Source organism: Alkalimonas amylolytica (assembly GCF_900107845.1).
In the GTDB taxonomy this organism is placed as follows: domain Bacteria; phylum Pseudomonadota; class Gammaproteobacteria; order Enterobacterales; family Alteromonadaceae; genus Alkalimonas; species Alkalimonas amylolytica.
The window spans coordinates 370,244-383,711 of sequence record NZ_FNRM01000001.1 but is presented as its reverse complement, the minus strand read 5'-3'; the positions used below and the strand labels follow the sequence as shown (position 1 = coordinate 383,711).

Annotated in this window: 9 protein-coding genes; 4 read left to right on the top strand and 5 right to left on the bottom strand. The window is 54.2% G+C overall.

From position 1 onward, the window contains the following. The first annotated feature begins 4 nt into the window (after positions 1 to 4). Complete coding sequence (locus BLW37_RS01665; RefSeq protein WP_091338489.1) at positions 5 to 1,354, top strand: NAD(P)/FAD-dependent oxidoreductase; 1,350 nt, start codon at positions 5 to 7, stop codon at positions 1,352 to 1,354. A 29-nt stretch (positions 1,355 to 1,383) separates the two neighbouring features. Beyond that, on the top strand, positions 1,384 to 2,103 hold the full coding sequence (locus tag BLW37_RS01660; protein ID WP_091338487.1) for a DUF445 domain-containing protein: 720 nt from the start codon (positions 1,384 to 1,386) through the stop codon (positions 2,101 to 2,103). A 24-nt stretch (positions 2,104 to 2,127) separates the two neighbouring features. Here BLW37_RS01660 and BLW37_RS01655 read toward each other — a convergent pair whose 3' ends face one another. After that, positions 2,128 to 3,465 carry an MFS transporter gene (locus BLW37_RS01655; protein ID WP_091338486.1) on the bottom strand — a complete coding sequence of 446 codons (1,338 nt, stop codon included), beginning with the start codon at positions 3,463 to 3,465 and terminating at the stop codon, positions 2,128 to 2,130. A gap of 199 nt (positions 3,466 to 3,664) precedes the next feature. Here BLW37_RS01655 and BLW37_RS01650 point away from each other — a divergent pair, with 199 nt between their 5' ends. Continuing rightward, the gene (locus BLW37_RS01650) at positions 3,665 to 5,737 is read left to right on the top strand and encodes a M13 family metallopeptidase (RefSeq protein ID WP_091338484.1); all 2,073 of its coding nucleotides are present in this window, start codon (positions 3,665 to 3,667) and stop codon (positions 5,735 to 5,737) included. Between the two features lie 271 nt (positions 5,738 to 6,008). Continuing rightward, the gene (gene acnB / locus BLW37_RS01645) at positions 6,009 to 8,606 is read left to right on the top strand and encodes a bifunctional aconitate hydratase 2/2-methylisocitrate dehydratase (RefSeq protein WP_091338481.1); all 2,598 of its coding nucleotides are present in this window, start codon (positions 6,009 to 6,011) and stop codon (positions 8,604 to 8,606) included. Positions 8,607 to 8,654: 48 nt separating this feature from the next. On the opposite strand, the gene BLW37_RS01640 is transcribed toward acnB, so the two are convergent. The 4 genes from BLW37_RS01640 to BLW37_RS01625 all read right to left on the bottom strand — a co-directional run bounded on the left by BLW37_RS01640 (position 8,655) and on the right by BLW37_RS01625 (position 13,468). Continuing rightward, positions 8,655 to 9,635, bottom strand: a complete 981-nt coding sequence (locus BLW37_RS01640; RefSeq protein WP_245785572.1) for a PDDEXK nuclease domain-containing protein — start codon at positions 9,633 to 9,635, stop codon at positions 8,655 to 8,657. Beyond that, complete coding sequence (locus BLW37_RS01635) at positions 9,602 to 10,507, bottom strand: polysaccharide deacetylase family protein (RefSeq protein ID WP_091338475.1); 906 nt, start codon at positions 10,505 to 10,507, stop codon at positions 9,602 to 9,604. Before BLW37_RS01635 ends, BLW37_RS01640 begins: the two co-directional genes overlap by 34 nt. A gap of 70 nt (positions 10,508 to 10,577) precedes the next feature. After that, on the bottom strand, positions 10,578 to 11,918 hold the full coding sequence (locus BLW37_RS01630; RefSeq protein ID WP_091338472.1) for a peptidoglycan DD-metalloendopeptidase family protein: 1,341 nt from the start codon (positions 11,916 to 11,918) through the stop codon (positions 10,578 to 10,580). A gap of 164 nt (positions 11,919 to 12,082) precedes the next feature. After that, positions 12,083 to 13,468, bottom strand: a complete 1,386-nt coding sequence (locus tag BLW37_RS01625; protein WP_091338468.1) for a M23/M56 family metallopeptidase — start codon at positions 13,466 to 13,468, stop codon at positions 12,083 to 12,085.

The following is a 13,468-nucleotide window of genomic DNA, read 5'->3' as shown; positions in this document are numbered from 1 at the left end:
AGTCATGTACGATCCCTTGCGGGATAAAAATCCCGGCTGCAATGCCCCTTATCCAGCATCTTACTGGGCAGAGCTGGGGCAGGATAGGGCCAGTTGTCCGGCCTTACAGCAAAACTGTACGGCCGATGTGGTGGTGATAGGGGCCGGCTATACCGGCTTAAATGCTGCCCGGGTCCTGGCCGAGCGTTTTTCGCAGCAGGTGGTGGTGCTCGAAGCGCACCAGCCCGGCTGGGGCTGCAGCGGTCGTAACGCGGGCTTTGTGCTAAAAGGCACCGGCCGGCTTGGGGCGGTGCAGCTCACTGAGCGCTTTGGCCTTGAAACCGCCCAGGCCTGCTACCGGGAATACCGGCAGGCCTTTGAGCAGGTGGCCACCCTTTGCCAGCAGGGCGCTATCGATTGTCAGGCTCAGTCGCCAGGTTACTACAAGCTGGCGCATCAGCCACGCTTTTTACCCTTGTTTGAACAGCAGCAACAGCTGCTGAATCAGTACTTTGGTGAGCAGCTGCAGTATCTGAGCCAGGCTGAGTTGCAGCAGGCGCATCTGGCCGATCAGCAGGCCTGTGGTGCCTTGCTGGACCCGGACTGCTTTGGGTTAAACCCGCTGCAACTGGCGCTTGGTTACAGCCGGCTGGCAGAGCAGGCAGGTGCTACCATCTATGGCGGCTCGCCAGTGCTGGGGTGGCAGACGTTGCAAGGCCTGCACCGGCTGCAGACTCCCGAGGGCTCGGTGACGGCTAAAAAAGTGCTGATTGCCACCAATGGCTATACCCCGAAAGATTTTCATCCACTGCTCAATGGGCGCATACTGCCGGTACAAAGCAGCATTATTGTTACCCGGCCGCTAACGGCGGCTGAGCGAAACGCTTGTGGTTTTCGTGACCAGCCCATTGTGATGGATACCCGGGCGCTCAAATATTACTACCGCTTACTGCCCGATGGTCGTTTGCTGTTCGGTGGTCGCGGGGCCATTCAAGGGCGTGATGCCGATAAACCACGTTATCAACAAGCTTTGCTGGCAGCGATGTGCCGCAGTTTTCCGGCACTTAACGGTATTGGCATCGATCATCAATGGAGCGGCTGGGTGGCCGTCTCGCTGGACGACATGCCGCATCTGTATCAGGCGCCGAAGGACAGCTGCTATGCCGGGGTAAGTTACGCCGCCGGTTATTGCGGCAGTGGCTTGTCGTTTTCTGCCCTGGCCGGACAAAGGCTGGCCGAGCAGGCGATGGGACAATCCATCCCGAACCTGCCCTGTTATCAGCGGCCATTGCCTGCCTTTCCGTTTGCGCCCTGGCGCCGGCTAGGCCAGTGGCTGTATTACCAGTGGGGGCGCTGGCAGGATCAGCGTCCGTAGTCGTGTATTTTTTATCTTAGGAGTCATTGATGAATAAAAGTGTGTTGACCAATGGCGTGGCGCTGGCATTGACCATCGCAGGTTTTACTCTGGCCCAGCCCTGGTTGCTGACCACCGGCTTGTTTGCTTTATCCGGCGGCCTGACCAACTGGTTGGCCGTGCACATGTTGTTTGAAAAAGTACCGGGTTTGTATGGCTCTGGCGTGATCCCGGCCCGTTTTGAGCAATTAAAGCAAAGTTTGCAACAGCTGTTGATGACGCAGTTTTTCAGCAGCGACAACATCGATCGCTTTTTGCATCAGCACAATGAATACGGTGAGCCGATGAAGCTGGAGCTTGGCCCGGTCATCGAGCAGGTGGAGCTGGATCCGGCTTTTGATGCGCTGTTAAAAGTTGTGGAAGAGTCGTCCTTTGGCTCGATGCTGATGATGGTGGGTGGTAAAAAGGTGCTGCTGCCACTGCGCGAGCCTTTTATTTCGGAACTGAAAGCTGCTCTGACCGAGATTGCCGACTCCGATGATTTCCAGCAGCAAGTCTTACTGCAGCTGGAGCGGCCAGAGCAGATGCAGCAAATTCAACAGCACATTGAAACCATCGTCGAGGCCAGGCTGGATGAACTCACCCCACAACTGGTCAAGCAGATGCTGCAGCAGATGATCAAAGAGCATCTGGGCTGGCTGGTGGTGTGGGGTGGTTTCTTTGGCGGCCTGCTGGGCTTGCTGGCCGCTTTGGTACTGAATGGTTTCTAGGGCGTGCTGATTATTTTATCCCCTTTAGCCCGGATGCTGATGCTCGGCGGCGGTTTCCTTGTGATGGCCTGGCTCTGCCATCGGTTTGTTTTCATGACGCCATAACAACAGCGCAAATACCAGACCGGTGACGGCCAGGCCGGTGTAGAACCACATGCCAGGCGCATAGCCTGCCACATTGTCAGCACTGGCCTGATTCAGATCGTTCAGATAACCAATCACCGGCGGTACAATGGACCAGCCAATTTGCTGGCACAGCGTCATGGTGGCATAAGCGGTGCCTAAGCGGCGCTGATCGACGGTATAGGCAACGGAAGGCCACATCGCCGCTGGTACCAGCGAGAATACACAGCCAAGCAGCAGCATCACCAGCAACAAGGTCAGTGGAATGGCACTGCCAAACACCATCACCGGTGCACCGGCTGGCAGGTAAGTGACGGCCAGAAACAGCGGCAGCATCATCAGACAACCCAACGTCATAAAGAGACCTCGCCGGCCTACTTTATCAATCAGCAAGCCAAATAGAGGCGTGGCGATAATGGCCGATACCATCATCATGCTATTGAGCATACCGGCGGCTTCGCGTGCCATGCCGTGCGCTTCCTGAAAATACATAATAGCAAAGGTACGGAACGGAAAAATGGTGGAATAAAACACCACGCACAGTGCCACTATGTACCAGTAACGCTGACCAAAGAAAAACAATTCTTTAAATTTTAATTGGTCCGTTTTTTCGGTAACGCCCAAATTAAAACGACCTTCGCAGCGCTTTTCCTGCAGCCAGTACAGCATGGCGGCGGCCACCGAAATACCGGCAAAGGCGGTAGCAAGCCATAAGGGATCCTGCCAGTTGCTATAAAGTGGACTGGCGAAGTTGGTCGACCAATCGGCCGAGGCAGAGCCTAAGCGTGACAGCGATAAATTGATACCAAAAGCAAAGCTCAGCTCTTTGCCTTTAAACCATTTGGCCAGCACCGTAGTAGCCGCTACAATCAGCGGCTCGGAACCAAGTCCAAGCAGCAAGCGGCCACTGGCCATGATTTCATAACGAGGGCTTAGCGCTGTCACTACGGCACCCAGCAAACAGATGCTGGCAAACAGCAACAAGGCGCGCTTGGTGCCATAACGGTCGATGATAATGCCGCCAATCAACAGCGCAACAATGGCCCCCAGGTTGTAGATGGAAATCAAAAAGCCGGTTTGCTGGTTACTAAAGCCGAGATCACTTTGCAGCAGATCAATCACCGGACCGAGCGAGTCGTAGACATAATAGTTGCCAAACATGGCCAGACTAACAAACAGCAACACCAGCCAGCGGTGCAGTGGGGTAGGCCTTGGCAAGGCCGAGAGTGGTTGATTCATGATAGTTAGGTTCTCAACGATGGTGCAACGTATGCTTTGTTATTGTTAGAAAGACACTGTAGCGGAGCAAAGCCTGTCAGGCAATGCTGCCAGACAGGTAACTGGCTTGTCAGCTTTTGTTACAAAACTTTTTTGCGCTTCTGCGCCCAGCTTCGTACTATGCTTAGACGCAACCTCGACCTTGACAGGATTTATAACAATGAAAAAACTCAGTGTATTGGCTTTCAGCGTCGCTTTGGCGTTAGGTTTGGCTGGCTGTGACAGCAACCGTTCGCCGGTTGGCGAGCAGCAACGTGCTGCGGTACCTGCGCAAGCAGCGCTAACTTCGGGGGTGGAGCTGGAGAATTTTGATAGCAGTGTGCGTTTTCAGGACGACTTTTACTACGCCGTCAATGGCAAATGGATTGAGAACAACCCCATCCCGGCTGATCGCTCGCGCATCGGCTCTTTTGATATCTTGCACCAGCAAGCCCAGCAGGCAGTGCTGGATATCATTGAAGCCGTGGCATCCCGCACTGATTTGGTTGAAGGCTCCAACGAGCACAAGCTGGCCAGCTTCTACAACAGCTTTATGGACCAAAATCATCTAAATACTTTGGGCATTCAACCAATCCAGCCTTTGCTGGATAAAATTGCGGCACTGGAGTCCAGCGCGCAGCTGGCCGGCTTAAAAGCTGAGCTGCAGCGTGATGGCGTGGCTGGTTTATTTGGCTGGTACGTCAACAATGATGCCCGTGAGTCGACCCAATACGCCGTTTATTTGTTTCAGGGCGGTTTAGGTCTGCCGGATCGGGATTATTACTTTAACGAAGACGAGGATTCTCTGCGCCTAAAAGCGGCTTACCAGGAGTACGTCGCCGATATGCTGGCACTGGCCGGTTTTGCCGATGCGCCTGCTGCGGCAGAGCAGATCCTGGCATTGGAGCATGCACTGGCCGGTCACCACTGGACCAGGTTAGACAGCCGCAATGCCGATAAAACCTACAACAAAAAATCAGCCGATGAATTGAAATCCTTAATGGGTGCTTTTGACTGGCAAGCGTATGCCGCAGCTTTTGGCTTACCGGCGGAGCAGGATGTGATTGTGGCTCAGCCATCCTATTTCGAGGGGCTGGCTGAACTGGTGAGCAGCACTGATCTTAGCACCTGGCAAGCGTATCTGACCTACCGTACCATTCACAGTTTTGCACCGCAGCTGAGCGAAACCGTGGCCGATCGTCGTTTCGCTTTTTACAGCCAGACGCTGCAAGGGGTCGAAGAGCAGCAACCACGCTGGCGTCGTGCAGTGGATACCACCAACTCCGTGTTGGGTGAGCTGGTGGGGCAGTTGTATGTGGAGCGCCACTTTAACGAAGCCGCCAAAGCGCGAATGGAAGAGTTGGTCGATAATGTGCTGCTGGCCTTTGGCGAGTCGATTAAAGAGCTGGAGTGGATGTCGGAAGCAACCAAAGTGGCAGCACTGGAAAAGCTCAGCACCTTTACCACCAAAATTGGTTACCCGGATAAGTGGCAGGATTACTCGGAGCTGGTCATTAAAGCCGATGATTTGGTTGGCAACAGTATCCGTGCCAGCCATCGCGGCTACGATGAGATGGTTGGCAAGCTGGGCGGGCCCATTCAGCGTCACGAGTGGTTTATGACGCCGCAAACCGTCAATGCCTACTACAACCCAGTGATGAATGAAATCGTCTTTCCGGCCGCTATTTTGCAGCCGCCTTTCTTTGATATGAATGCCGATGATGCGGTCAATTACGGTGGTATTGGCGCGGTGATTGGCCATGAAATTGGCCATGGCTTTGACGATCAGGGCGCCAAGTACGACGGTGATGGCAATCTGCGTGACTGGTGGACCGCCGAAGATTTAGAGCGCTTCCAGCAACTCGGTGCTCGTTTAAGTGCTCAGTACAGTCAGTTTGAGCCTTTCCCGGGCGTTTTTGTCGATGGCGATGTTGCTTTGGGTGAGAACATCGGCGATCTGGGCGGCATGACCGTAGCGCTTCGCGCCTACAAGCTGTCGCTTGGTGGCGAAGAAGCGCCGGTGCTGGATGGTTTTACCGGCTTGCAGCGTTTCTTTATCGGTTGGGCGCAAATCTGGCGCTCCAACTACCGTGAAGAGGCGTTGCGTCGCCAATTAAGTACCGGGCCACATTCACCGCCATACTACCGGGTGATTGGTGTGCTGCCGAATATGCCGGAGTTTTACCAGGCTTTTGATGTGCAGCCAGGCGATAACATGTATTTACCAGCGGAGGAACGGGTCAAGATCTGGTAAAGAATTTCTGTTATACTTCCATCGGTTAACAGGCAGTCGCGTCGCGGCTGCCTGTTTGCGTGCCGACACTCCCTGCACTTTTCGTTAAACTGGTCTAACCATTTTATTCAGCCAGTTTATACCGGCTATAACCGGATACGACCACAGGCGAATGTTAATCCGGCAGCTAATTTCTTATAATCACGCAGGTACAATTCCAGAGTCGACGCCAGCAGGCAGCGCAGTTTCAGCCTGAACCAGCAGCGTCACCAACGACCAAGAGGACACTACAGTGCTACAAGAATATCGTGATCACGTCGCCGAGCGCGCGGCAGAAGGCATCCCGGCCAAGCCGCTGAATGCTGAACAAGTGGCAGCTCTCGTCGAGTTGCTAAAAAATCCACCTCAGGGTGAAGAAGCCTTTCTGGTCGATCTGCTGGAAAACCGCATTCCGCCCGGTGTGGATGAAGCGGCTTATGTCAAAGCGGGTTTCCTGGCTGCTGTCGCCAAGGGCGAAGCCAACTCTCCTTTAGTGACCCCAGAGCGTGCCACGGAGCTGCTGGGCACCATGATGGGTGGCTACAACATCGAGCCACTGATCAGCTTGCTGGACCACGCTTCGCTGGCACCACTGGCTGCCAAAGCCTTGTCGCATACCTTGCTGATCTTTGATGCTTTCCACGATGTGACTGACAAAGCCGAAGCTGGTAATGTGTTTGCCAAGCAAGTGGTGGAATCCTGGGCTGAAGCCGAGTGGTTTAAAGCCAAGCCTGCGCTGGCAGAAAAAATTACCCTGACCGTATTTAAAGTCACCGGTGAAACCAACACCGATGATTTATCACCGGCGCCGGATGCCTGGTCACGGCCGGATATCCCGCTGCACGCGCTGGCGATGTTGAAAAACAGCCGCGAAGGCATTGAGCCGGAAGAGCAAGGGGTACGTGGCCCAATCAAGCAGCTGGAAGCCTTGAAAGAAAAAGGTTTCCCACTGGCTTATGTCGGTGATGTGGTTGGTACGGGGTCCTCGCGTAAATCTGCCACCAACTCGGTGCTGTGGTTTATGGGCGATGATATTCCTTATGTGCCGAACAAGCGTGCCGGTGGTTTTGTGCTGGGCAGCAAGATTGCCCCGATTTTCTTCAACACCATGGAAGATTCTGGCGCTCTGCCGATCGAAGTGGATGTGGGCAACCTGAACATGGGCGATGTGATTGATATCTACCCGTATCAGGGCAAAGTCTGCCGACATGGCAGCGATGAAGTAGTCGCTGAATTTAGCTTGGCAACCGAAGTGTTGCTGGATGAAGTACAAGCCGGTGGCCGTATTCCATTGATCATTGGTCGTGGTTTGACTGACCGTGCCCGTGAGTTCCTGAAGCTGGCCCCATCGACGGTGTTCCGTCGTCCAAGCGCAAAAGACGATAGCGGCAAAGGCTTCACTTTGGCCCAGAAAATGGTCGGTAAAGCTTGTGGCGTGACCGGTGTGCGCCCTGGTACCTACTGTGAACCAAAAATGACCACCGTCGGCTCGCAGGATACTACCGGCCCAATGACGCGGGACGAGCTAAAAGATCTGGCCTGTCTGGGCTTCTCAGCCGACCTGGTGATGCAGTCGTTTTGTCACACTGCCGCTTATCCAAAACCGGTGGACGTCGACACCCATCACACCTTGCCAGATTTTATTATGAACCGTGCCGGTGTATCCTTGCGCCCGGGCGATGGCATCATTCACTCCTGGTTAAACCGTATGCTGTTGCCGGATACTGTCGGTACCGGTGGTGACTCCCACACCCGTTTCCCGATTGGTATCTCCTTCCCGGCCGGCTCTGGCCTGGTAGCCTTTGCTGCTGCTACCGGTGTCATGCCACTGGATATGCCGGAATCGGTGCTGGTGCGTTTTAAAGGTGAGATGAAGCCTGGTATCACCCTGCGCGATCTGGTACACGCCATTCCTTACTACGCCATTCAACAGGGTCTGTTGACGGTAGAGAAAAAAGGCAAGAAAAACATCTTCTCTGGCCGCATTCTGGAAATCGAAGGCTTGCCAAACCTGACGGTAGAGCAGGCCTTTGAGCTGTCCGATGCCTCGGCCGAGCGCTCTGCGGCCGGTTGTACCATCAAGCTGTCGGAAGCGTCCATTGCTGAGTACCTGGAGTCCAACATTGTGATGCTGAAGTGGATGATTGCCGAAGGCTACGGCGATCGCCGTACCATCGAGCGTCGTATTCAGGCGATGCAGCAATGGCTGGCTAAGCCAGAGCTGATGGAAGCGGATGCCGATGCTGAGTACAGCGCCGTGATCGACATCGATCTGAGCGAAATCAATGAGCCTATCCTGTGTGCGCCGAACGATCCGGACGACGCCCGTCTGCTGTCGGAAGTTGCTGGCGATAAGATTGATGAAGTCTTTATCGGCTCCTGCATGACCAACATCGGACACTTCCGTGCGGCCGGTAAGCTGCTGGATAAATACAAAGGCCAGTTGCCAACCCGTTTGTGGATTGCACCACCGACCAAGATGGATCAGGCCCAGTTGACCGACGAAGGATACTACAGCATCTATGGTAAAGTCGGTGCCCGCACCGAAATGCCTGGTTGCTCGCTCTGTATGGGTAACCAGGCGCGCGTAGCCGAGAACTCCACGGTCGTATCGACCTCTACCCGGAACTTCCCGAACCGCTTGGGTCAGGGCGCGAACGTCTACCTGGCTTCAGCTGAACTGGCTGCCGTCAGCTCCATCATTGGTCGCCTGCCAACCGTTGCCGAGTACCTGGAGTACGCCAAGCAGATTGATGCGACAGCGGCCGATACTTACCGCTACCTGAATTTCCACAAAATGCCGCAGTACACCAAAAAAGCGGACAATGTGATTATTCAGCAAGCGGTGTAATCAGCACCTGCAATCCTAAAAAGACCTGCCGCGGCAGGTCTTTTTGTTTCAAACCGAACCACTCAGCTGCGAAGGCTGTTGCACTATGCGGTATTCACCGCGCTGCTCTTTAATCTGTTGCTCTATGTTGCGTCGTTCTCGTTCCAGTTCACGCTGCAACTCTTCTTCACTGGGCAAAATAGTAAGGTAACGGGAGGCAAACAACTGCTGGCTGTCTTTCAACACCGAATACTGCGCCACGGTGTGGTTGTGTTCGCTGCACAGGATCAGGCCTATGGTGGGGTTGTCGTCGGGCGAGCGTTTTTGTTCTTCGTACAGACGCACGTACATATCCATCTGGCCAACGTCCTGATGGCTGAGCTTGTTCAGCTTCAGGTCGATCAACACAAAGCATTTCAGCAGGTAGTTGTAAAACACCAGATCGATGTAATAGTCGCCATCGTCGGTGCGGATGCGTTGCTGACGCTCGACAAAGGCAAAACCCTTGCCCATTTCCAACAGAAACTGTTGCAGGTTCTGAATAATGCCGCGCTCCAGATCGGCTTCCTGATAGCGACTGGTCTCCAGATTGAGAAAATCCAGAATATAAGGATCGCGCAAGTAATCCTTGGGGTTGTCTGCCAACGGCAAGGTATTGGCTTGCGCCTCCGTTTCTACAGGAGCTTTTTCACGGCTGGATAGCAAGCGTTCGTAATAGAGGGTGCCGATCTGACGCTCCAAAGCACGCACACTCCAATGTTGTTGAATCGCTTCCTGCTGATACCAGTGACGTGCCGCCGGATCTTCCAACCGGGCCAGCTGGTTGTAGTGCGACCAGCTCAATTCGGTAGACACTGTCTCTCGAATTGGAAAGGCCTGATAAAACCGGCGCATATTGCGCAGGTTGGTGACATCAAAGCCTTTACCAAATTCACCGGTCAACCTGCTAGCCAGCTGTTCCAACTGTTGTTTACCATAAGCAGCGCGCTGTTCACCCTGCTGTTCCTGTTCGATAATTAGCCGGCCAATCTGCCAATAGGTGTGTACCATAGCGCTGTTGATCTGGCGCTGGACCTGTTGGCGTGCTTGCTGTACCAATTCGCGGATGGTCTGGTACAGCGGCTGCTTTGGTAACTGAGTAAAGGATCCTGATAAGCTTGCTCCATTGGGATAATTTTCCAGCCTTGTAATTGCAACTCAGCTATCAGATCGTGGATAAATAAGGCCGCCAGGTCATTCTCATGCAGCAATAACACATGGTGTGGCGAGCGATTAAGGTACTGCAGTGCAAGCTCATGGTAGTAGTGAATACTTGCCATCAGGGTATCCACGTAAAAACTGCGCATGGCTGCGAGATCAACCGCTTCCCCTGCCTGAATGGCCTGTTGAAACAACTGGTCCAGATACCAATCGTAATTGTTGAGCGTGATGTAAGCATTGATGTAGTGATTGTCAGCGAGGTACTGCCTGACACCATCACGTTTGCTAAGTGTATCGCCTTCCCTTAAGTAGGGAAAACGGAACCACTTTCTGAAGGTAGGGTAGTGTTGCAAGGCGCTATCTGCTTGCGCTATGTCTGCTAGGTAGTACGCGAGACTGGTGCTATTCAAGTTCGGATGGCTATGGGTGTGGTTGGCAATAATATGCCCGGCGTTGCTATAAGCCAGCAGTCGTTGATGCCCCTCAGAAGTGATGTGCTCGCTAACAGCAAAAAAAGCGGCTTGCTGTATGCCTGCTTTTTCCAGGGACTCCAGCAGTAAGCTGGTTCTTTCCGGACCCGTGAAGTAACCATGTGTTGGCGTTGGTGCATCGTCAAAACTAATGGCAATTCTTTTGGTCCCTGTGGAGGAGAGCTCAGCCAAAGGTTCTGTGGCCAGCAGGTTCAGGCTGAGAAATGCCAGTATTGCGATAGCTAATTTCATGATGGGTCCTTTCGAATTAAGGAGGTATGTTTGTTTAAACTCCGATGATTATCAAACGCCAATTGCTGGCTTAGTGCTGCTGCGCCAATAAGGTTTCTTCATCCATTTGTTTTACCATAAAAGCCACGCGCTGGAAAAAAGCAGCACGGCCGTCCTCCGGCAGCGGTTGTGCCAATGGAATGGTGGCGGTCATTGGATTGACCGGTCGGTCACTGATATGCAATTCGTAGTGCAGATGGGCACCTGTTACCCGGCCGCTTGCACCCGACAAGGCAATGCGCTGGCCGCGCCCAACGCGTTGACCAGCCCGCACCAGAGCCCGGTCCAGATGCAAATAGCGGGTTTTGTAGTGTCCATGGTGCTGAATTTCAACGTAACGGCCGGCAAATGGATGGTTTTCTACCCGGATCACGGTGCCATCGGCTGCCGCTAGCACCGGAGTACCGATAGGGGTGGCGAAGTCGGTGCCATTGTGTGGCCGCAACCGGCCGGTGACAGGATGCAGGCGGCGAGGGTTAAAATCATCGCTGATCCGAAAAGTACGATCCAGTGGGATACGCATAAAAGCATGCTCTAAGCTTTCGCCGTTGGCATCATAAAACTGGCCATTGTCGTGCAAGAAGGCACTGAGCTGTTGGCGGCGATTAAAGAGCCGCACACCTTCAATCCGGCTTTGGCCCGTGGCTTGGTCGTCGACATAGTTGGTACTGCGCACTACCTGAAACCGGGCTCCTGTCTGAATGTCGCGGGAAAAGTTAATCCGATCCCGAAACAGCTGCTGGACAGTGGCAATCTCAGCATCGGTTAAGCCAGCATGTTTCGCTGAAACATAAAAGCTGCCCTGAATGTCACCCACCAGGGTTGTACTGTGCCAGTCACCGGCATTCAGTAGCTCCTGGTAACTAAAATCGCCGTCGTCTTCGCGTTGATAAAGCACCCGGTGACCAGCATGCAGCAACAGCTCCATCGACTGCAGTTGTTGCTGCTTATCCAGTTGGAAGGTCAGGCTGTGGCCCGGCCGTATCACATCCAGTGCCAATAACGACTGATCGGCTGCCATCAGTTGGTGCAGCTGCTGCTGACTTAACCCCTGCCGGGAAAAGATCCGGCTTAAGCTGTCTCCGGGCTCGATGGTATAGTGACGTACCAGGGCATTTGTGGATTGCGAAGAGAGTTCTGCTGCCATCGCCTGTTGCAACTTCTGCAGCTGCCGTTGTACTTTCTGTTCCAGCGACCAGGGCTGCCAGCTTGCTTGCAGCTGGCTCGGCAGCAATGCCGCCGATACCGCAGCTGGCGTGTGAGACGGCCTTGGCCAGAACACAATGGTGGCTGATAACAGCACCAGCGATAGCAAGGCCCAGCGGTGCTGTTGAGGAAGCTTTGCAGTAAGCTGAGACACGAGTCCAGGCATGGGGGAGCGCTCCATAACTATTTTTTATGTTCCCTGGGAATGGCGTTTTTCAGGCCATCGGTTAATAACACCGCAAAGGCACTGTAATGCGTGAGCCCTGCCAGAGCTAATTTCATGATATTGAAAAAAATCGTATACCTTATTTATTTGAGCAGAAATAACCGCTAGGGCAATGTCAGATAGCGGGCCGGATCCTGGTGCTGGCCATTGCGCAGCAACTCAAAGTGTAAATGTGGCCCTGTGACCCGCCCGGTGGCACCAACGGTGCCAATGGCCTCACCAGCTGCGACGCTCTGGCCGGCAGTGACGTAAAAATCATCCAGATGGGCATAAAGCGTCTGATAACCATGGCCATGGTCAATCAGTACCACCTTGCCGTATCTGCTGTGCAAACTGGTCGCATCGGCAATCAATACTTTGCCTTTTTGCGCGGCTGTGATGTCAGAACCCTGTGCGGCGCCAAAATCCACGCCCTGATGGGGCCGGTTTTGCCGCAGCGGATGCTGTGTGGCATAAGCGGAGGTTATCGGCACCTGGCCAACAGGCAGCAGCCAGTCCTCTGGCGGGGCACTGTAGCTCAGTTGAGCGCCGCCCAAATTCAGCAGCATGGCTGCGCCGCCCACCGCGAGTGGGATGCGCCAGCGTTGCCAGGAAGACAAGGTTGAGCAGGGCTGAAACAACTGTTGCAAACGCTGTTGATAGAAGCTGTGCCCGGTGTTGGTGTGGATCAAAGCGGCTGTGAGGGCTGGCTGGGGTGTGGCCTGGCTAAGTTTCAGGCTGCTTAGTAACGTCTGGCCATAAAGCAGCGCCAAATCAGGCTGTCTGGCTAGCACGGCCTGATCCACCGCCAGCTCCATACTGCGGATAAAAGCCTGCTCTATCTGCCGTAGCAGTGGATTAAACCAGCACACAGCCACCAGTATGCGCAGCAGCAACAGCTGTTGTGGATCGCGCCGTTGCAGGTGTGCCAATTCATGCTCCAACAGCAACTGACGCTGCTGCGCTGTGAATTGCCAAATATAAGCCGGTACCACCAAAACCATGCGGCTCCAGCCCGCAATAAAAGGCGAGATGGCTGCCTCGGTCTGACGGATCTCAAGCTGAGGGGGCAGCAATGCCAACTGCGCCGGGCTGAACAGGCGTGTTGCTGGCAGCGGCTCCGCATGCCGGATCAACTGCTGCAGTCGTTGCCATTGCCGGGCGATGCGGCATAACTGCCACAGACTGATGCTAAACACGCAGCCAAGCAGCCACCACCACAACGACTGACTGTTTGCTGGCGGTTGTATCAGGCCTGGGTGCTGCGGTTGGGCGGTCTCGGTTTGGATGCTATGCAGGGTATCTTGCAGTAGCACCGACGGAATAGTCCACTGTTGGCCCAGTTCAGGCAGCGGCAGCAAAGGGAGAAAGCATAAGCCAAGCAGGCACCAGAAGAAGGGCGGCCATTGCTGCAAGGCGCTGTATTTTTTCAGCAGGAATTGACTGGCCTGCCACAACAGCACTGTCCATAGACTGCATAGCAACAATGAAATCAGCAGCTGCTGTGCCAT